This is a genomic window from Pseudomonas sp. NFIX49, assembly GCF_900115915.1.
In the GTDB taxonomy this organism is placed as follows: Bacteria; Pseudomonadota; Gammaproteobacteria; order Pseudomonadales; family Pseudomonadaceae; genus Aquipseudomonas; species Aquipseudomonas pharyngis.
This window is the reverse complement of the sequence record NZ_FOYE01000008.1, coordinates 312,035-335,504: the sequence shown is the minus strand read 5'-3', so window position 1 is coordinate 335,504 and position 23,470 is coordinate 312,035. Positions and strand designations below refer to the sequence as shown.

19 protein-coding genes are annotated in these 23,470 nt (G+C 60.3%); 11 read left to right on the top strand and 8 right to left on the bottom strand.

Annotation, left to right across the window (positions count from 1 at the left end):
- The first annotated feature begins 24 nt into the window (after positions 1-24).
- The 5 genes from fadA (at position 25) to BMZ46_RS23595 (ending at position 5,319) form a co-directional block, all read left to right on the top strand.
- A complete protein-coding gene (fadA, locus tag BMZ46_RS23615; protein WP_074689249.1) occupies positions 25-1,200 on the top strand; it encodes an acetyl-CoA C-acyltransferase FadA in 1,176 nt (391 codons plus the stop codon).
- A gap of 98 nt (positions 1,201-1,298) precedes the next feature.
- Positions 1,299-1,535: a DUF1653 domain-containing protein gene (locus BMZ46_RS23610; protein WP_007953059.1), complete on the top strand. Its 237-nt coding sequence runs from the start codon at positions 1,299-1,301 to the stop codon at positions 1,533-1,535.
- A 114-nt stretch (positions 1,536-1,649) separates the two neighbouring features.
- Complete coding sequence (gene topA / locus BMZ46_RS23605; protein WP_074689247.1) at positions 1,650-4,280, top strand: type I DNA topoisomerase; 2,631 nt, start codon at positions 1,650-1,652, stop codon at positions 4,278-4,280.
- 174 nt (positions 4,281-4,454) lie between these two features.
- The gene (locus BMZ46_RS23600) at positions 4,455-4,979 is read left to right on the top strand and encodes a DUF6586 family protein (protein ID WP_039772797.1); all 525 of its coding nucleotides are present in this window, start codon (positions 4,455-4,457) and stop codon (positions 4,977-4,979) included.
- Between the two features lie 106 nt (positions 4,980-5,085).
- Positions 5,086-5,319, top strand: coding sequence for a hypothetical protein (locus BMZ46_RS23595; protein WP_007953047.1), 234 nt, complete (start codon positions 5,086-5,088; stop codon positions 5,317-5,319).
- Positions 5,320-5,405: 86 nt separating this feature from the next.
- On the opposite strand, the gene sulA is transcribed toward BMZ46_RS23595, so the two are convergent.
- Entirely contained in the window at positions 5,406-5,879 is a 474-nt protein-coding gene (sulA, locus tag BMZ46_RS23590; protein WP_039772796.1) for an SOS-induced cell division inhibitor SulA, read from the bottom strand.
- A gap of 10 nt (positions 5,880-5,889) precedes the next feature.
- A complete protein-coding gene (gene lexA, locus BMZ46_RS23585; protein ID WP_007953044.1) occupies positions 5,890-6,498 on the bottom strand; it encodes a transcriptional repressor LexA in 609 nt (202 codons plus the stop codon).
- A gap of 229 nt (positions 6,499-6,727) precedes the next feature.
- Between lexA and BMZ46_RS23580 the strand changes: the two genes are divergently transcribed.
- The 3 genes from BMZ46_RS23580 (at position 6,728) to BMZ46_RS23570 (ending at position 9,355) form a co-directional block, all read left to right on the top strand.
- Complete coding sequence (locus BMZ46_RS23580) at positions 6,728-7,435, top strand: TetR/AcrR family transcriptional regulator (protein WP_007953037.1); 708 nt, start codon at positions 6,728-6,730, stop codon at positions 7,433-7,435.
- Positions 7,436-7,605: 170 nt separating this feature from the next.
- Positions 7,606-8,604 carry a beta-N-acetylhexosaminidase gene (gene nagZ / locus BMZ46_RS23575; RefSeq protein ID WP_170844907.1) on the top strand — a complete coding sequence of 333 codons (999 nt, stop codon included), beginning with the start codon at positions 7,606-7,608 and terminating at the stop codon, positions 8,602-8,604.
- A 13-nt stretch (positions 8,605-8,617) separates the two neighbouring features.
- Positions 8,618-9,355, top strand: a complete 738-nt coding sequence (locus tag BMZ46_RS23570; protein WP_007953033.1) for an S-methyl-5'-thioinosine phosphorylase — start codon at positions 8,618-8,620, stop codon at positions 9,353-9,355.
- A 115-nt stretch (positions 9,356-9,470) separates the two neighbouring features.
- On the opposite strand, the gene BMZ46_RS23565 is transcribed toward BMZ46_RS23570, so the two are convergent.
- From BMZ46_RS23565 to mfd, 3 genes are read right to left on the bottom strand one after another with little or no spacing between them, the layout of a single operon-like run.
- On the bottom strand, positions 9,471-12,161 hold the full coding sequence (locus BMZ46_RS23565; RefSeq protein ID WP_074689245.1) for a DEAD/DEAH box helicase: 2,691 nt from the start codon (positions 12,159-12,161) through the stop codon (positions 9,471-9,473).
- 11 nt (positions 12,162-12,172) lie between these two features.
- Positions 12,173-12,739: a CsiV family protein gene (locus tag BMZ46_RS23560; RefSeq protein ID WP_074689243.1), complete on the bottom strand. Its 567-nt coding sequence runs from the start codon at positions 12,737-12,739 to the stop codon at positions 12,173-12,175.
- Between the two features lie 10 nt (positions 12,740-12,749).
- Positions 12,750-16,199 (bottom strand): transcription-repair coupling factor, encoded by a 3,450-nt coding sequence (mfd, locus tag BMZ46_RS23555; RefSeq protein WP_074689241.1) that lies wholly within the window; start codon positions 16,197-16,199, stop codon positions 12,750-12,752.
- A gap of 354 nt (positions 16,200-16,553) precedes the next feature.
- Between mfd and BMZ46_RS23550 the strand changes: the two genes are divergently transcribed.
- Positions 16,554-18,017 (top strand): glyceraldehyde-3-phosphate dehydrogenase, encoded by a 1,464-nt coding sequence (locus BMZ46_RS23550; RefSeq protein WP_039772791.1) that lies wholly within the window; start codon positions 16,554-16,556, stop codon positions 18,015-18,017.
- Between the two features lie 65 nt (positions 18,018-18,082).
- Here the strand turns inward: BMZ46_RS23550 and BMZ46_RS23545 are convergent, their stop codons facing one another.
- Positions 18,083-19,375: an MFS transporter gene (locus tag BMZ46_RS23545; protein WP_039772790.1), complete on the bottom strand. Its 1,293-nt coding sequence runs from the start codon at positions 19,373-19,375 to the stop codon at positions 18,083-18,085.
- Between the two features lie 53 nt (positions 19,376-19,428).
- Between BMZ46_RS23545 and BMZ46_RS23540 the strand changes: the two genes are divergently transcribed.
- Positions 19,429-20,478 (top strand): FAD:protein FMN transferase, encoded by a 1,050-nt coding sequence (locus tag BMZ46_RS23540; RefSeq protein WP_074689239.1) that lies wholly within the window; start codon positions 19,429-19,431, stop codon positions 20,476-20,478.
- Positions 20,479-20,675: 197 nt separating this feature from the next.
- Positions 20,676-22,070, top strand: a complete 1,395-nt coding sequence (gene sthA, locus BMZ46_RS23535) for a Si-specific NAD(P)(+) transhydrogenase (protein ID WP_039772789.1) — start codon at positions 20,676-20,678, stop codon at positions 22,068-22,070.
- A gap of 42 nt (positions 22,071-22,112) precedes the next feature.
- Here sthA and BMZ46_RS23530 read toward each other — a convergent pair whose 3' ends face one another.
- The gene (locus tag BMZ46_RS23530) at positions 22,113-22,835 is read right to left on the bottom strand and encodes a glycerophosphodiester phosphodiesterase (protein WP_039772788.1); all 723 of its coding nucleotides are present in this window, start codon (positions 22,833-22,835) and stop codon (positions 22,113-22,115) included.
- Between the two features lie 14 nt (positions 22,836-22,849).
- On the bottom strand, positions 22,850-23,431 hold the full coding sequence (locus tag BMZ46_RS23525) for a PilZ domain-containing protein (RefSeq protein ID WP_039772787.1): 582 nt from the start codon (positions 23,429-23,431) through the stop codon (positions 22,850-22,852).
- Positions 23,432-23,470: the final 39 nt, after the last annotated feature.

Here is a 23,470-nt window from a genome sequence, read left to right as displayed (position 1 = left end):
CCCAACTAGAGTGAGAGTGAACTTATGAGCTTGAATCCTAGAGACGTCGTGATTGTCGACTTCGGTCGTACTCCGATGGGCCGCTCCAAGGGCGGCATGCACCGCAACACCCGCGCCGAAGACATGTCGGCGCACCTGATCAGCAAACTGCTGGAACGCAACACCAGGGTCGATCCTGCCGAAGTCGAGGACGTGATCTGGGGCTGTGTGAACCAGACCCTGGAACAAGGCTGGAACATCGCGCGTATGGCGTCGCTGATGACCCAGATCCCGCACACTTCGGCCGGCCAGACTGTCAGCCGTCTGTGCGGCTCGTCGATGAGCGCGCTGCACACCGCTGCGCAAGCGATCATGACCGGCAACGGTGACGTGTTCGTGGTTGGTGGCGTCGAGCATATGGGTCACGTAAGCATGATGCACGGTGTCGATCCGAACCCGCACATGTCCCTGTACGCGGCGAAAGCCTCGGGCATGATGGGCCTGACCGCTGAAATGCTGGGCAAAATGCACGGCATCACTCGCGAACAGCAGGACGCCTTTGGCGTGCGTTCCCACCAGTTGGCCCACAAGGCGACTGTGGAAGGCAAGTTCAAGGACGAAATCATCCCGATGCAGGGTTACGACGAGAACGGTTTCCTGAAAACCTTCGACTACGACGAAACCATTCGTCCGGAAACCACCCTGGAAAGTCTGGCGGCTTTGAAGCCGGCGTTCAATCCAAAGGGCGGCACCGTGACGGCCGGTACTTCGTCGCAGATCACCGATGGTGCTTCGTGCATGATCGTGATGTCGGCGCAGCGTGCACAGGACCTGGGCATCCAGCCTCTGGCCGTGATTCGCTCGATGGCGGTAGCGGGTGTGGACCCGGCCATCATGGGCTATGGTCCGGTACCGGCTACTCAGAAAGCACTGAAGCGTGCCGGCCTGGGTATCAACGATATCGACTTCTTCGAGCTCAACGAAGCGTTCGCCGCACAGGCCCTGCCAGTGCTGAAAGACCTGAAAGTGCTCGACAAGATGAATGAGAAGGTTAACCTGCACGGCGGCGCGATCGCCCTGGGTCACCCGTTCGGTTGCTCCGGTGCCCGTATTTCCGGCACTTTGCTGAACGTGATGAAGCAGAATGGCGGCACCTTCGGGGTGGCCACCATGTGCATTGGCCTCGGCCAAGGCATCTCCACCGTCTTCGAACGCGTTTAAGCGTCTCGTCGATGGAAGCCGGGGCCAAGTGCCCCGGTTTTTGTTTTTGCGGATTTATTTTGTTTTTATTTTGAAAAAATTTGAGTGAGGGCCGAAGCATGCCGATACAACCTGGGCTCTACCAACATTACAAAGGTCCCCAGTACCGCGTATTCAGTGTCGCGCGGCATTCCGAGACCGAAGAAGAAGTGGTCTTTTACCAAGCCCTGTATGGCGATTACGGCTTTTGGGTACGTCCCTTGAGCATGTTCCTGGAGTCCGTCGAGGTTGACGGCGAGCAGGTCCCACGCTTTGCTTTGGTGCAAGCCGAACCGAGCCTTTTTTCGAAGCCGTAAGGCGAGTGCGCGCAAAACCCTGCGCTTGACCTCACCTTGTAGCCACTATATATAGCGGTGCCGCGTCAGGCGCCAACCGCCTTTCACTTCTAGAATTCAGGAATTTTCTGATCCATGGGCAAATCGCTGGTCATTGTGGAATCCCCGGCTAAGGCCAAGACCATCAACAAGTATCTGGGCAACCAATACGTGGTGAAGTCGAGTATCGGCCATATCCGAGACCTGCCCACCAGCGGTTCGGCTAGCGCCAGCAAGGAGCCAGCCGCCAAGCGCGGGAAAGCTGCTGCGGGCGAAGCGCCAGCGCTGTCGCCGAAAGAGAAGGCGCGCAAGCAGCTGGTCTCGCGGATGGGAGTCGATCCTGAACACGGCTGGAAAGCCAAGTACGAGATCCTCCCGGGCAAGGAAAAGGTCATCGAAGAGCTGCGCCGGCTCGCCAAGGATGCTGACACCATCTATCTCGCAACCGACTTGGACCGCGAGGGGGAAGCCATTGCCTGGCACCTGCGCGAAGCCATCGGTGGTGACGACAGCCGCTACAAGCGCGTGGTGTTCAACGAAATCACCAAGAAGGCGATTCAGGAAGCCTTCTCGGAGCCGGGCGAGCTCGACATCGATCGAGTGAACGCGCAGCAGGCCCGTCGCTTCCTCGACCGCGTCGTCGGCTATATGGTCTCGCCGCTGTTGTGGGCGAAGATCGCCCGTGGCTTGTCCGCCGGTCGCGTGCAATCGGTTGCCGTGAAACTGGTGGTAGAGCGTGAGCGTGAGATTCGTGCGTTCAACCCGGAAGAGTACTGGGAAGTGCACGCCGATCTCGGCACCGCCAAAGGCTCGACCGTGCGTTTCGAAGTCGCTCGCGAAAAAGGCGAGGCCTTCAAGCCGCTGAACGAAGCGCAGGCGAAGGCCGCGCTGGAGAAACTCAAATCCTCCAGCTACAGCATCGTCAAACGTGAAGACAAGCCGACCAGTAGCAAGCCGTCGGCACCGTTCATCACCTCCACACTGCAACAGGCCGCGAGCAACCGCCTGGGCTTCGGTGTGAAGAAAACCATGATGATGGCCCAGCGTCTGTACGAAGCCGGCTACATCACTTATATGCGTACCGACTCGACCAACCTCTCGGCGGATGCCGTGGCGATGGCGCGCGATTACATCGAAACCGAATTCGGCAAGAAGTACCTGCCGGAGTCGCCAAACGTCTACAGCAGCAAGGAAGGCGCACAAGAGGCTCACGAAGCGATTCGTCCTTCCGACGCCAACACCACGCCAAGCAAGCTGGCCGGCATGGAGCGTGACGCTGAGCGCCTCTACGAGCTGATCTGGCGCCAGTTCCTGGCTTGCCAGATGCTGCCGGCGCAATACCTGTCGACCACCGTCAGCGTCGCTGCCGGTGACTTCGAGCTGCGCGCCAAGGGCCGCATCCTGAAGTTCGACGGTTACACCCGCGTGCTGCCGCAAATCACCAAGCCTGGCGATGACGACGTTCTGCCGGACATGGCGCAGGGCGACGCGATGAAGCTGATCAAGCTTGATCCGTCCCAGCACTTCACCAAGCCACCGGCCCGTTATTCGGAAGCCAGCCTGGTGAAGGAAATGGAAAAGCGCGGCATCGGCCGTCCTTCGACCTATGCGGCGATCATCTCGACCATTCAGGATCGCGGCTACGTGACCCTGCACAACCGTCGTTTCTATTCGGAAAAGATGGGCGACATCGTTACCGAACGTCTGTCGGAAAGCTTCTCGAACCTCATGGACTACGGCTTCACCGCCGGCATGGAAGAGAACCTCGATGACGTGGCCCAGGGCGAACGCGACTGGAAAAACGTGCTGGACGAGTTCTACGGCGACTTCAAGAAAAAACTCGAAGTGGCGGAGAATCCGGAAGCCGGCATGCGTGCCAACCAGCCGGTAATGACCGATATTCCTTGCACCACCTGCGGCCGTCCAATGCAGATTCGTACTGCCTCGACTGGCGTGTTCCTCGGCTGCTCGGGCTACAGCCTGCCGCCGAAAGAACGCTGCAAGGCCACCGTCAACCTGGTGCCGGGCGATGAAATCGCGGCGGACGACGAGGGCGAGTCGGAATCCCTGGTACTGCGCGGCAAGCATCGCTGCCCGATCTGCAGCACGGCGATGGACGCCTACCTGCTCGACGAGAAGCGCAAGCTGCACATCTGCGGTAACAATCCGGATTGCGCCGGCTACGAAATCGAAGAAGGCAGCTATCGCATCAAGGGCTACGAAGGTCCGAGCCTGGAATGCGACAAGTGCGGCAGCGAGATGCAGCTCAAGACCGGCCGTTTCGGCAAATTCTTCGGTTGCACCAACCCGACGTGCAAGAACACCCGCAAGCTGCTGAAGAGCGGCGATGCGGCGCCGCCGAAGATGGATCCGGTGAAGATGCCGGAGCTGAAATGCGAAAAGGTCAACGACACCTACATCCTGCGTGACGGTGCGTCCGGCCTGTTTCTGGCGGCCAGTCAGTTCCCGAAAAACCGCGAGACCCGTGCTCCGCTGGTGATCGAGATTCTGCCGCACAAGGACGAAATCGATCCGAAGTATCATTTCCTGTGCGAAGCGCCGCAGAAGGATCCGGATGGCTTGCCAGCCGTGATCCGCTACAGCCGCAAGACCAAGGAGCAATACGTTCAGACCGAAGTCGACGGCAAACCGACTGGCTGGAAAGCGTTCTTCGACGGTGGCAAGTGGACGGTCGAGGACAAGCGTCCGGCGAAAGCCAAGGCTTGAGCTGACTCCGACCTTGCGATGGGCTGATGTTATCGGCCCAACACGACAAAAGGCCGCATGACAACCTTCGGGTTTTCATGTGGCCTTTTTGTTTAAAGCTTGCGATCGCATCGGCTGATCCATGACACTGTCCGGCCTGTGTGAAGCAATTATTTCGTTGTGGAGAGTGCCGACATGGCCCACGAACTCTATACCCGTACCAATCAGAAGATCTATTTCGCGGGTTTGTCGCTGGAAGCGCTGGCCAGGGCCGAAGAGGGGCGGGCGATGAACTCGCTGGCGCTGATTCAGGCCGGGCGCGAATCCGCACTGTTTCATCTCTACGGTGCGTTGTTGGGGCTGTGTCATGAAATCGCCGGCTTCTATCGTCTGCCGCAAGCCAATGCGTCGCAAGCGGAAACCTTGCTGACCCGCGAAGTGCTGGAATCGATTGCCATTCCTGAGCTGGCGGAGATGATTGAGCTGGCGGGCAATCCGGAGACCTGGCTGGCTAAATTGCTGGCCGCGCACTCGGCGCTGTTTCAGCCGCCACGCGTTCCACATAAGCCGAAGGGCGATGTGACGCAGCCATTGATTCAGGCAGTGAATCTGGATGAAGAAGAGGTGGTTGAAGAGTTGAGCCGTGAAGAGCTCGAGAGCTGGCGGCAGAACCTCAAGGGGCTGGCTATCCGTTTCCGTGAAGGCTTGAACGAGTGCTGAGGAGCTGTGTACTGGCGGCGACGAGAGGCGTGCTGCTGGTCAAGATCCCGAGCGAAGCCTGAATGATGTCTATATAATCCCTGCCTTTCGTGGAGATCAGACCTATATGCCAACGTCCTTTCTAGAAATTGTCGAGCTACCAGACGGCCGAATCGAACTGCGCAGGGCCGAGGACGAGGGTTCTCTGGTGACTCTGGATTTCTCCGAGGATGCCAAGGCGTTTCTGCAGGGCCAGCACGTTGAAATTGCCAAAGCGATGTTGAGTGTCGGCGTGCAAATGGCGGGGCGTATGGTTGAGGGAGAATTCGATAAGGATGAGGGGCCGCGGGTTCTTCATTGATCCGCTGTCTCCCAGTTACTGCTCCAGATCGGCTTCTCTATCCCTGGAGAAGCCCTGCGCTTTACGTGGCGCGCATTGTTGCTGAATCATCCCAAACGAATGTTCAGGCTTTGAGCGTCCCCGGTGCGGGCGGCGCTGATCAACTGTTGCCGTGACCCTGCGCTCAGTGGATTCAGCCACGTGACGACCGTGTGGCTGCGCCCCAGGCGTAATGCTTCGCAGGCCAATTGCTGAGCGCTTTGGGCGCCGCGCGGTTGTAACAGCAGGATCCGTTCGCGATTCAATCCAGCGTCCCGCAACCAGGTCTGGGTCAGGCTGGCAGGCGGTGCAATCAGGGTCAGCCAGCGTGCGTCCTGATCCTCGCTCAATTCGCGAAGAATCGGTGCCAGCAGGTTCAGACAGTTCCCGGCCGCACCGCGCAGTGACAGCTCACTGAACGCTTCGGGTTCGTTATTCCACGGACGCTCGACGACATCCTTGAGGATGGGGGCGAGCGGTTGCGCCAGAAACGCTTCGAACAACGGCAGTTGTGTTTGCTGAGGTGCGTGTGGGAACTGCATAAAGCCTCCTTTAGCGGCGGATGACGCCGACACTCAAGCCTTCGATAACCAGCTCCTGGTCTTTCAGGTTGACTTCGATAGGGGCGAACTCGGGGTTTTCGGCAATCAGCCAGACTTTACTGCCGTCACGCTTGAAGCGTTTGACGGTGACTTCATCGCCGATCCGCGCAACCACGATCTGACCGTTGCGTGCCTCGCGGGTGGTGTGAACCGCCAGCAGGTCACCATCGAAAATGCCGATGTCCTTCATGCTCATGCCATGAACGCGCAACAGATAATCGGCGCGCGGATGAAAGAAGGCCGGGTTGATGTTGCAGGACTCTTCGATGTGTTGCTGAGCGAGAATCGGCGCGCCGGCAGCCACTCGACCGATGATCGGCAGCGTGGACTCGTCGACCTTGGCTTCGAAACCTGGAATTCGAATGCCGCGAGAGGCGCCCGGAGTCATTTCGATTGCGCCTTTGCGAGCGAGCGCCTTGAGGTGCTCTTCGGCCGCGTTGGGCGACTTGAAACCCAGTTCCTGAGCGATTTCCGCACGGGTCGGCGGGTAGCCGTTGTCTTCGAGGCAGCGTTTGATAAAGGCCAGAATCTCGGCTTGGCGTGGCGTCAGCTTAAGCATATTGATCGCTCTGTCTTTTTATACAGTGACTGGGATTATATACAGTGAAGCGGTCTTGGCAATGATCGTTTTTGCCATGCCGCCGGACGGTCAGTGACGACCCTGATTAATGTGGCGTCCTTGTTGTGGTTAAATATCTGACTGACCATTCCCAAAACGAACCGGCAGGCTTGACAAGGCACAGACTGAAACGTATGTTTCAAACAAGTGTTTGTCAGGCGGAGTAGCCATGGCCCAGTCGGAAACCGTTGAACGCATTCTTGATGCTGCAGAACAGCTGTTCGCGGAAAAAGGTTTTGCTGAAACCTCATTGCGTCTGATCACCAGCAAGGCAGGGGTCAACCTCGCTGCGGTGAACTATCACTTCGGCTCGAAGAAGGCGCTGATCCAGGCGGTTTTCTCGCGCTTTCTCGGTCCGTTCTGCATCAGCCTCGACAAAGAGCTGGAGCGCCGTCAGGCCAAACCAGAGAACAAGCCTTCGCTCGAAGAGTTGCTGGAAATCCTCGTCGAGCAAGCGCTGGTGGTACAGCCACGCAGCGGCAACGATCTGTCGATCTTCATGCGTTTGCTCGGTCTGGCCTTCAGTCAGAGCCAGGGCCACTTGCGCCGTTATCTGGAAGACATGTACGGCAAGGTATTCCGCCGCTACATGCTCTTGGTTAACGAAGCTGCCCCGCGTATTCCTCCGATCGAACTGTTCTGGCGCGTGCACTTCATGCTCGGCGCTGCGGCGTTCAGCATGTCCGGGATCAAGGCCTTGCGTGCGATTGCCGAGACCGATTTCGGCGTCAACACCTCCATCGAGCAGGTGATGCGTCTGATGGTGCCGTTCCTGGCAGCCGGCATGCGTGCCGAAACCGGCGTCACCGACACGGCAATGGCCACCGCGCAGTTGCGGCCACGGAGCAAATCCGCGCCGGCACCTGCCAAGGTTTAACCCTCCATGGGTGGGCGCGGCAGCTGACATCCGCTAAGCTAGCCGCCCATGTCGACTCTCGTCCTGAACCCGTTTCTCATTGAAATCACCGACCCGCCGGGCAATGTCCCTGGTGGTGATTTCGTGGGCGACGGGTTTTTCGTTTTCAAGGAATTTCTATGACTGCTGGCCTGCAAGGCTCGTTGATGGTGGACGTCGCCGGTACCTGGCTGACGGCCGAAGATCGCCAATTGTTGCGCCAGCCCGAAGTGGGCGGCCTGATCATCTTCGCCCGCAACATCGAGCATCCGCGCCAGGTGCGCGAGCTGAGCGCGGCGATCCGTGCCATTCGTCCGGACTTGCTGCTGGCGGTGGACCAGGAGGGCGGTCGCGTCCAGCGTCTGCGTCAGGGCTTCGTCCGTTTGCCAGCCATGCGCGCCATCGCTGATAACCCGAACGCCGAGTATCTGGCCGAGCAGTGCGGCTGGATTATGGCCACCGAAGTGCTGGCGGTCGGACTCGACCTGAGCTTCGCGCCGGTGCTGGATCTGGATTACCAGCGCAGCGCCGTGGTCGGCACCCGTTCTTTCGAAGGCAATCCGGAGCGCGCCGCACTGCTCGCAGGCGCTTTCATCAAAGGCATGAGCAGCGCGGGCATGGCCGCCACCGGCAAGCATTTCCCCGGCCATGGCTGGGCGGAAGCCGACTCCCACGTCGCGATCCCCAACGACGAGCGCAGCCTCGAAGAGATCCGCGCCAACGACCTGGTGCCGTTCGCCAGACTCAGCAAGCAACTGGCCGCGGTCATGCCGGCTCACGTGATTTATCCGCAAGTCGACACACAACCTGCCGGTTTCTCCCGGCGCTGGCTGCAGGACATTCTGCGTGGCGAGTTGCAGTTCGACGGCGTGATCTTCAGCGATGACCTGTCGATGGCCGGCGCCCACGTGGTCGGCGACGCCGCCAGCCGTATCGAAGCGGCACTGAGTGCCGGTTGCGACATGGGCCTGGTGTGCAACGACCGCGCAGCTGCCGAGCTGGCCCTGAGTGCCGCGCAGCGCATGAAGGTCAAGCCGTCGCCGCGCATCGCACGCATGCGCGGTCAGGCATTCGCCAATACCGAATACCGTCAGGATCCGCGCTGGCTGACCGCTGTCGGCGCGCTCAAAGACGCTCAACTGATCGATTAAGGATTTTTTCGCTATGACGGTTTACGCAATCATCGGCGGCACCGGTCTGACCCAGCTGGAGGGCCTGAGCATTCGCCAGTCGCTGGCGGTGGATACGCCTTACGGGGCGCCATCGGCCGAAGTCCAGATTGGCGAATACGCCGGCAAGGAAGTGCTGTTCCTCGCTCGTCACGGTCACCCGCATCGCTTCCCGCCGCACAAGGTCAACTATCGCGCCAACCTGTGGGCGTTGAAGCAGGCCGGGGCCGAAGCGATCATCGCGGTCAACGCCGTGGGCGGGATTCATCCTGCAATGGGCACCGGACATTTCTGCGTGCCGCATCAGATCGTGGACTACACCAGCGGTCGCGAGCACACCTATTTCGCCGATGATCTGGAACATGTCACACACATCGACTTCAGCTTTCCCTACAGCGAACCGCTGCGTCAGCAATTGATTGCTGCGTTGGCTGCGGAAGGGTGCGAGTACAGCGATCAAGGCGTTTATGCCTGCACCCAGGGCCCGCGTCTGGAAACCGTGGCCGAGATCGTGCGACTGGAGCGTGACGGCTGCGACATCGTCGGCATGACCGGCATGCCGGAAGCGGCGCTGGCTCGCGAGCTGGATCTGGATTACGCGTGTCTGTCGCTGGTGGTGAACCCGGCTGCGGGCAAGACCACTGAAGTGATCACCATGGCCGAGATCGAGCAGGCGTTGCACGATGGCATGGGCAAGGTGAAGTCGACGTTGGCGCGCGTACTCAAGGGCTGAGTCTGGCTCGAAACCGAGTCGAGCCTTTTCGCGGGCAAGCCCGCTCCCACAGAGGTCACGCTAAACCTGTGGGAGCGGGCTTGCCCGCGAATCGATCTGATAGCCGACGAAGATCTCAGCGCTTTTCAAACTTGTCCGGCAACGGCGCAAACAGCGCCTCGATATCATCACTCTGCAGCTTCCAGTCCCCGGCCTTGCGCCCATCCAGCACGCCGGCCGCCAGGTCGGATTTTTCCCGCTGCAAGTGCTGAATCTTCTCCTCGACCGTGCCCCGGGCAATCATCTTGTAGACGAATACCGGCTTCTCCTGGCCAATGCGATACGCGCGGTCGGTTGCCTGATTCTCGGTCGCCGGGTTCCACCACGGATCGTAGTGAATCACCGTGTCCGCTTCCGTCAGGTTCAGGCCCACACCGCCGGCCTTCAGGCTGATGAGAAAGATCTGACGCTTGCCGCTCTGGAATTCCTTCACCGGTGTGCGCCGATCACGGGTCTGTCCCGTCAACAGCGCATAGGCGACGTTGCGTTTTTTCAGTTCATCCTCGATCAGTGACAGCATCGAAGTGAACTGCGAGAACAGCAGAATCCGCCGGCCTTCCTCAAACAACTCCTCGAGCATTTCCATCAGGCTGTCGAGCTTGCCTGATGTGCTGCCGCGAGCGGGCAGGGTGGCGTCATTGACCAGGCGCAAATCGCAACAGACCTGACGCAGCTTGAGCAGCGCCTCGAGAATGATGATCTGACTGCGCGCCACGCCTTTACGGGTGATTTCGTCGCGAACCTTTTTATCCATGGCCAGGCGCATGGTTTCGTACACGTCGCGCTGCGCTTCGTTGAGCTCGACCCAATGAATGATTTCGGTTTTCGGCGGCAGCTCGGTCGCAACCTGCTCCTTGGTGCGGCGCAGCAGGAACGGTTTGATCCGACCGTTGAGGTGCTGAAGTCTGACATCGCTGGCGCGTTTTTCAATCGGCACGCGGTAATCGGCGTTGAAGCTTTTGACGTCGCCGAGCCAGCCGGGCAGCAAGAAGTGAAACAGTGACCACAGTTCACCCAGATGGTTTTCCAGCGGCGTCCCGCTCAGACATAGGCGCTGACGCGCATTGAGTTCACGGGCAGCCTGGGCGGCTTTGCTGTTCGGGTTCTTGATGTACTGCGCCTCATCCAGCACCAGCACGTGCAGCGGCTGCTGGGCCAGACGTTCGACATCCTTGGGCAGCAGCGCATAAGTGGTGAGGATCAGATCGTAATCGGCCAGATGCTCGAAGTGCTTTTTACGACTGGCGCCGTACAGCGCGACAACCTTGAGCTGTGGCGTGAAGTGCGCCGCTTCGTCGAGCCAGTTGGGAATCAGGCTGGTAGGCATTACCACCATGCTCGGGCGATCCAGGCGTCCGGCGTTCTTCTCGCTGAGAATGTGCGCCAATGTCTGTAGGGTTTTGCCCAAGCCCATGTCGTCCGCGAGAATCCCGCCGACCTCAAGTTGCCGCAGCGACTGCATCCAGCTCAAGCCTTCGAGCTGATAAGGACGCAGCGTCGCATTCAGCCCCTTCGGTGCTTTGGCGCTGTAATCGCGGATGTCGCGCAAGCGCTGGGCGAAGCTGCGAATCTGCTCGCCACCCTCCCAGAGCAGGGGAATGCCTTCCAGCGAATTCAGGCGCGTGGCGTCGGCCTTGCTCAGGCGCAGGGTGGTTTCGCCCGGCTCCTGCATATAAAACTCGCCAAGGGTCGCCAGCACCGGCTTCAGCCGGCCGAGGGGCAGGGCGACTTGCAATGGCCCGTGCTCGCTGTTGCGTTGCGGGATGTTCACCAGAATCAGTTCATCATCGCGACGGCGGGCGAGACGTTCCGGGTTGAGGATTTCCGTGTGCGAACGCATCAGGTTGAGCAGGATCGGCAGCAGGCTCAGGCGCTCACCGTTGACGATGATCCCCAGCTCCAGATCGAACCAGTCGCGTTCCGGCGTCTGCTCGACGGTGGCGTACCAGTCGTCCACGGCAGTCAGGTCGAAACCGAACTCATCATCGACCAGCAGCTCCCAGCCCTGAGTGCGCAGCTTCGGCAGATCGTTGAGGGTGAACGTCAGCCAGGCGCTGTCGTTGACCATCTCGTAGAGTTCTCCGGCGCTTTCCGGCAGGGCTTTGCTCTGCCGGGTGGCGATGCGGAAACCGAGAATTCGCAACTGCTCGCGGTAGCTTTGCTCGACGTCCGGATGGCGCTTGACCCGCAGGGTCTGCGCTTCCTGGCGAATCAGAATGTCGCTGTTCTTCTGGCCGCTGACGTATTCGTCGAGGTAACTGAAGGACAGCGCCGCGCGATGCTGGATATAACGCTGCATTTTGCCGTTACGCGGTTCGAATGCGCTGAACTCGACGCTGGCCAGCCACAGACGCGGCACCGGTTGCACGTTGTCCACCAGCACTTGCGGCGGCGCTTTCGGGCTGCGGTTTTCCAGTACGGCCTGGAGTTTTTCCAGCAGTTCGGCGTCTTTGGCGGCGGCGGGGTATTCGAGGGTTTCCTGCACTTGCAGCAACACCGCCGCGCAATGTTTGCAGTTGCTGTGTACCGGGCAGGTGCAGGTGGCGTCGACCATCAGCAGCGTGCCTTTGACCGACTCGCGCAGATGAATCGTCTGACGGTACACATTACCGCCAGAACCTTCGCAGCTGGCGGTAATGGTCGCGTCGCCGACCTGCACGAATCGCACCCGGTTTTCCAGGGCATAGCGGCGGCCACGCTCCAGGCTTTGTTCCTTGAACCGACTGACCCAGGAGGAGGCCAGCGGTTTACTCAGAGGCGGGGACATAAGGACTTCAGTCAGTCCGGAATGGCTTCAGGCGCTTCCCGAGGCGCGGGCGCCGTCAGTGAAGTGATCTTGATCAGCAGGGCCAGGTGGCCGTTATCGAGGTAGTTGAGTTGGCCATTTTTGGTATGGCTGTCCTGTTTCAGACGCTCGCTGGCGGTGACCATGCCGTTGGCGTCGATCTGGTTGACCCAGAAATCGGCGTTCACATCGGTGAAGCGCCCGAGCTTCATTTCAATCGTGCCTTCGATCGGGAACTGGCCGAACTGCTCCTGACCTTCGCTGACCGCCACTTTGGCAGGCGTTTCGCCCAGCGTCTGCTGCCAGGCTTTGTGCATCAGCACGCTGTACTCGCCGCTGGCGGTGAGTTTGGTCACAACGTCGTTCAGCGCCGGCGTGCGTTTACTGTCATCGCCCAGCCGCTGGGCGCCCGCCGCCCAGTCTTCCGGTGCCGCGCGGCTGACAATCGCCGGGACGGCGTTCTGGCGCACCAGAATCATTTCGACCTGATACAGGTCATCGGCAAACGCCGTCGGTGCTACCAGAGTCAGTAGCAAGGTCAATGAGCGAAACAGGCGCATGCGGCGTCCTTCAAGCAGTTTTCGGGATGAGGCGCTCGAACAGCGCCTCCACAGTATTAAAGCGCTCTTCCGGGCGCTCCATCGGCACCTGGAACTTGAACATCGTGGCGCCTTCGAATTTGTAGCGTTTTGGCTGACTCTGGATCAGTTTGATCAGGGTCATCGGGTCGACCGGCGTCTGCGCCGCGAACTCGATGCGTCCGCCTTGCGGGCCGCCATCGACTTTCTTGATGCCCAACTGTTCGGCCTGCAATTTCAGCGCCGTGATGCGTACCAGATTCTTGGTCGGCTCTGGCAGCAGACCAAAACGGTCGATCATCTCCACTTGCAGGTCTTTCAGGCCTTCTTCATCGGTGGCCGAAGCGATGCGCTTGTACAGGATCAGGCGGGCGTGCACGTCCGGCAGGTAATCTTCCGGAATCAGCGCCGGCACCCGTAGGTTGACTTCCGGGCCACCGCCGAGCGGTTGGTCGAGGTTCGGCTGTTCACCCTTGCGGATCGACTTCACCGCGCGCTCCAGCATTTCCATGTACAGCGTGAAGCCGACAGCCTGAATCTGCCCGCTCTGACCGTCGCCCAGCAGTTCGCCGGCTCCACGGATTTCCAGGTCGTTGGTGGCCAGCACGAAGCCCGCACCCAGATCCTGAGTATTGGCAATCGCCTCCAGGCGTTTTTCCGCATCGCCGGTGATTTGCTGGCGTGGCGGGGTCAGCAAGTAGGCGTAAGCCTGGTGGTGACTACGACCAACGCGACCGCGCAACTGGTGCAACTGCGCCAGGCCGAACTTGTCGGCACGCTCGATGATGATGGTGTTGGCGCTCGGCACGTCGATGCCGGTCTCGATGATGGTCGAGGCGATCAGCACGTTGAAGCGCTTGTGGTAGAAGTCGCTCATCACCTGTTCGAGTTCGCGTTCGCGCATCTGCCCGTGGCCGATGCCGATCCGCGCTTCCGGCACCAGTTCGGCCAGTTCGGCGGCGCACTTCTCGATGGTCTTCACGTCGTTGTGCAGGTAGTAAACCTGTCCACCGCGCAGCAGCTCACGCAGCAAGGCCTCTTTGACCGTGCTCTTGTTCTGCTCCATGACGAAGGTGCGCACCGACAGGCGTCGCGCCGGCGGCGTGGCGATGATCGACAGGTCGCGCATGCCCGACACCGCCATGTTCAGCGTGCGCGGAATCGGCGTGGCGGTCAGCGTAAGAATGTCGACCTCGCTGCGCAGAGCCTTGAGCTGTTCCTTCTGACGGACACCGAAACGGTGCTCTTCGTCGATGATCACCAGCCCGAGGTTTTTGATCTTGACGTCGTCCTGCAGCAACTTGTGGGTGCCGATGACGATGTCGATGTTGCCCTCGGCCAGTTCGGCCACCGCAGCGTTCACTTCCTTGGCCGACTTGAAACGGCTCATCACTTCCACGGTCACCGGCCAGTCGGCGAAGCGGTCGCGGAAGCTGTTGTAATGCTGCTGGGCGAGCAGGGTGGTCGGCACCAGGATCGCCACTTGCTTGCCGCCGTGCACGGCGATGAACGCGGCGCGCATGGCGACTTCGGTCTTGCCGAAACCCACATCGCCGCAGACCAGTCGATCCATCGGTTTCGGCGAAAGCATGTCCTCGCGCACGGCCTCGATGGTGGATTGCTGATCCGGGGTTTCTTCGAACGGGAAACCGGCGCTGAAGGTCGCGTAATCGGCCTTCGGGTCGGCGAACGCATAACCTTCGCGGGCGGCGCGGCGGGCGTAGATGTCGAGCAGTTCGGCAGCCACGTCGCGCACTTGCTCGGCGGCCTTGCGCTTGGCTTTCTGCCAGGTCTCGGAGCCGAGGCGGTGCAGCGGGGCCAGTGCGTCGTCGCTGCCGGTGTAACGGGCGATCAAATGCAGGTTGGCCACCGGCACGTAGAGCTTGGCGTTCTCGGCGTATTCGAGGGTCAGGAATTCGGCGGCCTGATTGTCGATTTCCAGAATCGTCAGGCCGAGATAACGACCGACGCCGTGGTCGATGTGCACCACCGGCGCGCCTTCGCGCAGCTCGGTGAGGTTCTTGATCACTGCATCGTTGTTGGCGTCGGCGCGTTTTTCGCGGCGGCGACGCTGCATCACGCGCTGGCCGAACAGCGGACTTTCCGCAACCAGTGCCAGCGCCGGGTCGTCCAGCATCAGGCCTTCGTCGAGCGGGGCAATGGTGATCGCCAGGCGATCCTTGCTCGCGACGAAGTCCGGCCAGCTGTCGACGGTTTTCGGTCGCAGCTTCAGGCGATCCAGCAACTCCAGCAGCACTTCGCGACGGCCCGCGGATTCGGCAGTGAACAGCACGCGTCCCGGGAACTCGTCGAGGAATGCCGAAAGTGCGGCTAACGGCTGGGTAGCCTTGGCTTCGATCGCCAGATTCGGCAATGCCTGCGCCGGGAAGCGCTCGCGGCCGACGCCAGTTTCCACGTCCTGCTGGCTGGCGACCACGCGCGGCCAGTTCTTCAGGCGGGCGAAGCAGTCTTCCACCGGCAGGAACAGTTCGGCCGGCGGCAATAAAGGACGGGATGGATCGACGCGGCGCTCTTCATAACGGTTGCGCACATCGTTCCAGAAGTTTTCCGCCGCCTGCTCGATGCCCGGCAGCGAGAACACTTGAGTGTCCTGCGGCAGGTAATCGAACAGGGTCGAGGTTTCTTCAAAGAAGAGCGGCAGGTAGTACTCGATACCGGCCGGCGTGATGCCGCTGCTCAGGTCCTGGAAGATCGGGCAGCGACGGAAGTCGACGTCGAAGCGCTCGCGAAAACGCGCCTTGAAGCGAGTGACCGCGTCTTTCTGCAGCGGGAATTCCTTGGCCGGCAGCAGCTTGACCGAATCGACTTTGTCGATGGAGCGCTGATTTTCCGGATCGAAGGTGCGCAGGGTTTCGATTTCGTCGTCGAACAGATCGATGCGATAAGGCAGTTTGCTGCCCATCGGGAACAGGTCGATCAGTGCCCCACGTACGGTGAACTCGCCGTGCTCGTAGACCGTGTCGACGTAGCGATAGCCACTGGCTTCGAGCCGTGAGCGCATCTGCTCGACATCGAGTTTCTGCCCGACATCCAGCACCAGGCTGCTGCCGAGCAGGAATTTGGTCGGCGCCAGACGGTGCAGGGCGGTGGTGATCGGCACCACCAGCACGCCATGTTCCAGCTCCGGCAGCCTATAAAGGCTGGCAATACGCTGGGAAATGATGTCCTGGTGCGGCGAAAACAGATCGTAGGGCAGGGTTTCCCAGTCGGGGAAATGCAGCACCGGCAAATCCGGGGCGAAGAAACTCAGCTCCTGCTCCAGCCGTTCGGCACTCTGGCTGTCGGCGGTCAAAAGCAGCGTGAAGCGCTTGGCAGCGCTGGCAGCCTCGGCAATCGCCAGGCTCAGGGCGGCACCGGGGAGGTTGCCCCAGTGCTGTTTACCTGCCGCAGCAGGGAGAAGCGGTAGACGCAGAACAGGCACGGAAGGTTGAGCTCCAGTCGTTGCGACAAAGTCGGTAATTGTAGCGGCGTCCGGTGCCGCCTGTCAGTTGCAGGATGCGTCTATCTGCACCGTTTGGGAAAAATGTAGTGGTAACCATAAAAACCAGCGCTTTTTTTACGGTTATGTAGTGCCAAAAGTCGGTGGTGTTACGGAGGGTTACAGACATCGTCTAACAGTCGTCGAAAAACTGACTGCGCTGGAAGCCCCGTATTTACTGGGCTGGCGGAGGGCGTTATTTTTTTTAACGGTTTTTTGTTACCGATTGCGCGACAGGCGCGCATTGCTACAAGAGGTTCTCGGCGGCATAATGTAGCCCCTTTTTTCTGCCCCTACATGTGGAAGGTTACCGTGACTCAGAAGCCCGACCAGTGTCTTGGTGAATGGATCGACCGTGAAGCACTCGCAGAAGCGATGATTCCGCTTATCGGTCAGCTCTACCGCAACAACAACGTGGTGAGCTCGATCTATGGCCGCAGCCTGATCAACCAGTCTGTCATCGCGATTCTCAAAGCTCACCGCTTTGCTCGCCACCGTTCTGCCGACGACAGCGAACTCTCCGTCCACGAAACATTCCCACTGCTCAAGGCCATGAGCGAGCTCAAGCTCGGCGCGGCCTCGGTAGATCTGGGCAAGCTGGCGTACAAATTCCGCAACGAAGGCAACGGCCGCACCGCCGAGCAGTTCGTGCGTGAAGAAATGGCTGACGTGGTTGGCCAGCAAAACGCTTCGGCCCGCAAAGGCACCGACGTTGTGCTCTACGGCTTCGGTCGTATCGGCCGTCTGCTGGCGCGCATCCTGATCGAGAAAACCGGTGGCGGCGACGGCCTGCGTCTGCGTGCCATCGTGGTGCGCAAGGGCGCCGAAAACGACCTGACCAAACGCGCCAGCCTGCTGCGTCGCGATTCGGTACATGGTTCGTTCAACGGCACCATCACCATCGACGAAGAAAACAACACCATCACCGCCAACGGCAACCTGATCCAGGTTATCTACGCGAAGAACCCTACCGAAGTGGATTACACCCAGTACGGCATCAAAGATGCGCTGCTGGTGGACAACACCGGCGTATGGCGTGATGCCGATGGTCTGGGTCAGCACCTGGCGTGCCCGGGTATCGACCGCGTTGTTCTGACCGCGCCTGGCAAGGGCAAGCTGAAGAACATCGTTCACGGTATCAACCACAACGAAATCACGGCTGACGACAAGATCGTGTCTGCCGCTTCCTGCACCACCAACGCCATCGTGCCGGTGCTGAAAGCCGTGAATGACAAGTTCGGCATCATCAACGGTCACGTTGAAACCGTTCACTCGTACACCAACGACCAGAACCTGATCGACAACTTCCACAAGGGCGATCGCCGTGGCCGTAGCGCCGCGCTGAACATGGTCATCACCGAGACCGGTGCTGCCACCGCTGCTGCCAAGGCCCTGCCTGAGCTGGCCGGCAAGCTGACCGGTAACGCGATCCGCGTTCCGACGCCGAACGTGTCCATGGCCATTCTCAACCTGAACCTTGAGAAAGCCGCCTCCCGTGAAGAGATGAACGAGTACCTGCGCTACATGGCGCTGCACTCCGATCTGCACAAGCAAATCGACTTCGTCAACTCGCAGGAAGTGGTTTCGACCGACTTCGTGGGCTCGCGTCACGCCGGTGTGGTCGATGCTGAAGCGACCATCGTTCAGGACAACCGCGTTGTTCTGTACGTCTGGTACGACAACGAGTTCGGCTACAGCTGCCAGGTGGTTCGCGTGATGGAAGACATGGCCGGTGTAAACCCGCCAGCGTTCCCGCGCTAAGCCTTAGCTGCAATTGAAAACGCCCCGGCTCTGGTCGGGGCGTTTTTGTTTGCGCGCGATTTGCCTTAGCGGGGGATGGCGGCTTGGGCCGTGCGCAGTTCGTGCCTGTTGCCACGGAACAGCACCAGCGTGGCGATCAGGCCCAATACGGCTGCGCCACTGAGCCAGATCCCCGGCGCCGCCTTGTTGTCCAGCACATGAATCAGATAAGTGCAGGCCGCCGGGGTAAAGCCACCAAAGGTGGCGGTCGCCAGGCTGTAGGCCAGCGAGAAGCCAGTCGTACGAACTTCTACCGGCATGATTTCGGTGAGTGCCACCACCATTGCCCCGTTGTACGAGCCGTACAGGAACGACAGCCACAATTCGACGATCAACAAATGGCTGAAGCTCGGGTTCGCCACCAGCCAGGACAGTGCCGGGTAAGCGGTCAGGATCGCCAGAATCGTCGCCGCCAGCAGTAGGGGTTTACGTCCAACCTTGTCAGACACCGCGCCCATCACCGGCAACCAGAAGAAGTTCGACAGGCCGATACACACGGTCACCAGCAACGCATCGAAGTCCGACAGGTGCAATTCCGCCTTGCCGAAGGTCGGTGTGTAGGCCGTGATCAGGTAGAACGACACCGTTGTCATGACCACCAGCGCCATGCCAGCGATGACGATGCCAAAGTTCTGACCGATCGAACGGATGATTTCCTGCAGGGTAGGGCGATGTTTGCGCGCCTGGAACTCCGGGGTTTCCTCCAGCGAGCGGCGGATGACAAAAATCACCGGGACGATCATGCAGCCGATCAGGAACGGCACGCGCCAGCCCCAGTCGCCCATCTGTTCCGGGCTCAGCCAATGGTTGAGACCGACACCGAGCAGGCCGGCGAATACCACCGCCGCTTGCTGGCTGGCGGACTGCCAACTGACGAAAAAGCCCTTGCGGCCCGGTGTGGCGATTTCCGCCAGGTACACCGACACACCGCCTAATTCGACGCCAGCCGAGAAGCCTTGCAGCAAACGGCCGAACAGCACGATCAGCGGCGCGGCAACCCCAAGGGTGGCGTAGCCCGGCACGCAGGCAATCAGCACGGTGCCGGCCGCCATCATAGCCAGCGTGATGATCAGGCCCTGGCGCCGGCCATGTCGGTCGATGTAGGCGCCGAGAAAAATCGCCCCTAGCGGGCGCATCAGGAAGCCGGCGCCAAACGTGGCCAAGGAAAGCATCAGGGACGCGAAGGCGCTGTCGGTGGGAAAGAAGGTCTTGGCAATGGCCGTGGCATAGAAGCCGTAGACCATAAAGTCGAACATCTCGAGAAAGTTGCCGCTGACAACGCGAAAAATCGCCTTGCCTTTGCCGGTCGTGGAAGACATGGGTAGGTACTCGCTCTAAATCTTGTAAGAAAGCGTTGCGCTCGTAGCCCATAATGGCCGGCGCGGTTTTGCGGGGAGATGAAGAATTGTTAACTGGACGCTGGGCGATTCTCGTGCTGCTGACCGGGTTTTTGTCCGGCTGCGGCAACGGTGATTCCCTGGAGACTTTCGGTGGCCCGACGATGGGCAGCACCTATTCGATCAAGTACGTGCGCCACGCCAATCTGCCTGCCCCGCAGGAGGTGCGTGTCGAAGTGGAAAAAATCCTCGCGGGCGTCGACCGGCAGATGTCGACTTACCGCGCAGACTCCGACATCTCGCGCTTCAATGCATTGCCGGCTGATCGCTGTCAGGTCATGCCCGCGCCGATCCTTGAATTGGTCCGCGTGGGCGAGCAGCTGTCGCGACAAAGCGAAGGCTCCTACGACCTCACCGTCGAACCGCTGATGAATCTGTGGGGGTTCGGCCCGCAGGGGCGTGAAGAAAAAGTCCCGGATACGGCAGCGCTGGCCGAGGTGCGACAGCGGGTCGGTCATCAGCACCTGCGCATCGACGGTGACCAGTTGTGCAAGGACGCGGCGGTCGAGGTGGATTTCAACAGCATCGCAGCCGGTTACGCGGTCGACACCATTGCTGCGCGGCTCCAGGCTCTGGGCATACATGATTACCTTGCCGAAGCCACTGGCGAACTCAAGGCGTCCGGCAGGAAGCCCGACGGTTCGCCATGGCGTATCGCACTGGAAGAGCCGCGCGACGATCAGCAGGTTGCAGAGCGCGTCATCAATGTCGATGGCTTCGGTCTCTCCACTTCGGGCGACTACCGCAACTATTTTCAACAGGATGGCCGGCGTTATTCCCACACCTTCGATGCCCGGACCGGTGCGCCGGTCCTACATGACTTGGCGTCGGTCACGGTAATTCATCCTTCAGCGCTGATGGCCGATGGACTATCGACGCTGTTGCTGATTCTCGGGCCTGAAAGGGCTTGGGACTATGCCGAAAAACACGACATTGGTGCATTCTTTGTGATTCGTGCCGATACAGGTTTCGTCACACGCACCAGTCACGCGTTCGAACGGCTCAATGGCGCAAAAGTTGACTGAGAACAGTACGAAAGCTGGCGTTGTAGTGCAGGCAAAAGTAGCCTACGACGCGACCAAGGGTTAATGTGCGCGGCGTTGACGCTTCTATAGACTGTGTCCGGGTTTTCTACTGGCCCCCAATTGTTCCTTCGCGCCGTCGTTCGGCGTGATTTAGCCGCCGGTGCTGCTGGCACCGCGGCCTGTTCTGAGGAGTACGCATGGCTGTCTACAACTACGACGTGGTGGTGCTGGGTTCCGGCCCGGCGGGAGAAGGCGCGGCAATGAACGCCGCCAAAGCAGGGCGCAAGGTGGCGATGGTCGACAGCCGTCGTCAGGTCGGCGGCAACTGCACCCACCTGGGCACCATCCCGTCCAAGGCCCTGCGTCACTCGGTGCGGCAGATCATGCAATTCAACACCAATCCGATGTTCCGTGCGATCGGCGAGCCGCGCTGGTTCTCCTTCCCGGATGTGTTGAAAAGCGCCGAGAAAGTCATTTCCAAACAAGTCGCTTCGCGTACCGGCTACTACGCCCGTAACCGCGTCGACGTGTTTTTCGGCACCGGCAGCTTCGCCGACGAGCAAACCATCGAAGTGGTCTGCGCCAACGGCGTGGTCGAGAAACTGGTGGCCAAGCACATCATCATCGCCACCGGTTCGCGTCCTTATCGCCCGGCGGACATCGATTTCCACCACCCGCGTATCTACGATAGCGACACCATCCTCAGCCTCGGCCACACCCCGCGCAAACTGATCGTTTACGGCGCCGGCGTGATCGGTTGCGAATACGCTTCGATCTTCAGCGGTCTGGGCGTGCTGGTCGAACTGGTGGACAACCGCGGTCAGTTGCTGAGCTTCCTCGACTCGGAAATCTCCCAGGCGTTGAGCTACCACTTCAGCAACAACAACATCACCGTGCGTCACAACGAAGAATATGACCGCGTCGAAGGCGTGGACAACGGCGTGGTCCTGCACCTGAAGTCCGGCAAGAAGATCAAGGCCGACGCCTTGCTCTGGTGCAACGGTCGTACCGGCAACACCGACCAGTTGGGTCTGGAAAACATCGGGGTCAAGGTCAACAGCCGTGGCCAGATCGAAGTCGACGAGAACTACCGCACCTGCGTGCAGAACATCTATGGCGCCGGTGACGTGATCGGCTGGCCGAGCCTGGCCAGTGCCGCCCACGACCAGGGCCGCTCGGCCGCTGGCAGCATCGTCGACAATGGCAGCTGGCGTTTCGTGAATGACGTGCCGACCGGTATCTACACCATTCCGGAGATCAGCTCGATCGGAAAGAACGAGCAGGAACTGACCCAGGCCAAGGTGCCGTACGAAGTGGGCAAGGCGTTCTTCAAGAGCATGGCGCGTGCACAGATCGCCGGCGAGCCGCAAGGCATGCTGAAGATCCTGTTCCACCGTGAAACCCTCGAAGTGCTGGGCGTTCACTGCTTCGGTTATCAGGCGTCGGAGATCGTGCACATCGGTCAGGCGATCATGAACCAGCCGGGCGAACTGAATACCCTGAAGTACTTCGTCAACACGACGTTCAACTACCCGACCATGGCCGAAGCCTATCGGGTAGCGGCGTACGACGGCCTCAACCGGCTTTTTTGACGGGCTCCGGCCGGTGGCCTGAGCCGGCCGGGGAGACCGATTTCAGCAATTCCCGAGGGTGGCAGTGGCCAAACCGGGAAAGTCTGTAATCAGGCTGTCAACGCCGAAGTCAGCGAGTCTGCGCATCAGCGCAGGCTCGTTGACGGTCCACACCGACACATGCAGCCCTTGACGCTGCGCCTTCTGCAGGCGTTCCGGCGTACACAGCGTCCAGTTCAACGCCAGAATCTCGCAACCGTAACTTTGTGCGACCTTCAGCGGGTCGAGCCAGGCGTATTCGGCCACCAGGCCGCGCGATACGTCGGGCACCAGATCCAGTGCAGCCTTCAAGACTTCCCGCGAACTCGAGGTGATTGTCACCTTGTCGAGCAGCCCGTGTCTGACTGCCATTTCACGGATCGCCAGCACGGTGGTCGCGGCGCGGGTGCGAGAAGCGCTTTTGACTTCCAGCTGCCAGTGCTCGAAATCACACTTTTCGAACAGTTCTTCCAGCGTTGGAATCGGGCATGGCTTGATCCAGCCCGGACCGCCCTTGCGCGCGTCGTAGGTCACCAGCTCGGCGGCGGTGTGCTCGACCACCTTGCCGCGCCGGTCGGTGGTGCGCTTGAGGGTCGGGTCGTGGATGACCATCAGCTCGCCGTCCTTGGACAGGTGCAGGTCCAGCTCGCAACGGCGAACGCCGTGCTTGAGACATTCCTGAAAACTGCTCAGGGTGTTTTCCGGTGCTTCGCCCTTGGCGCCGCGGTGGCCGTAGATAAGGGTCACGGTTCTTCCTTAATTTAGATGCCTGATTCGTTCTGTTCGCGGGCCAGACGTCGTTCCTGGGCCTGCTTCTGCAAAATATAGCGGGCGAGCAACTGGCGCTGGGCGTCGGTCAGGTGTTCGAACTCGGTACCGACGTCGTAGCCGTCGCCCTTGCGGTCGCAATGGGTCACGCGGGCGCGCAGCAACAGGCCGAGGGCCTGGGGCATCAGCACCAGTTTCACCGAGAGGTGGGCGCCGGTAGCGATCGGGGTCGGGTGCTGAAAGTCGATGCCGCCCTCGGAGATGATCACCGGTTGCGGCTCGCCGATATGGCCGAGCACGGTCAGGGCGACCACCTGACTGAGCAGGTCGATGCGTTTGTTCTGGGATTTCAGGAACGCCGCGATGGCGCGGTCGCGTTCGCTGATCTGGCGCAGCAGGTGCTGCGACTCGAATTCGCTCAGGTGCAGTTCGCTGAGCAGGTTGAACAGTGGAGAAGCATCCTGCAACACTTCCTGGCCTGCGGCTTCGGGAGCGGACAGGGGCCGAATTTCCAGTGCGATCGTGTCCTCGATACGGTAGTATTCGCGGCGATCTTCTTCATCTAATGTCGACATGGCGAACCCATGGTAGCGGCGGTGGTCTGAGTGTAAAGC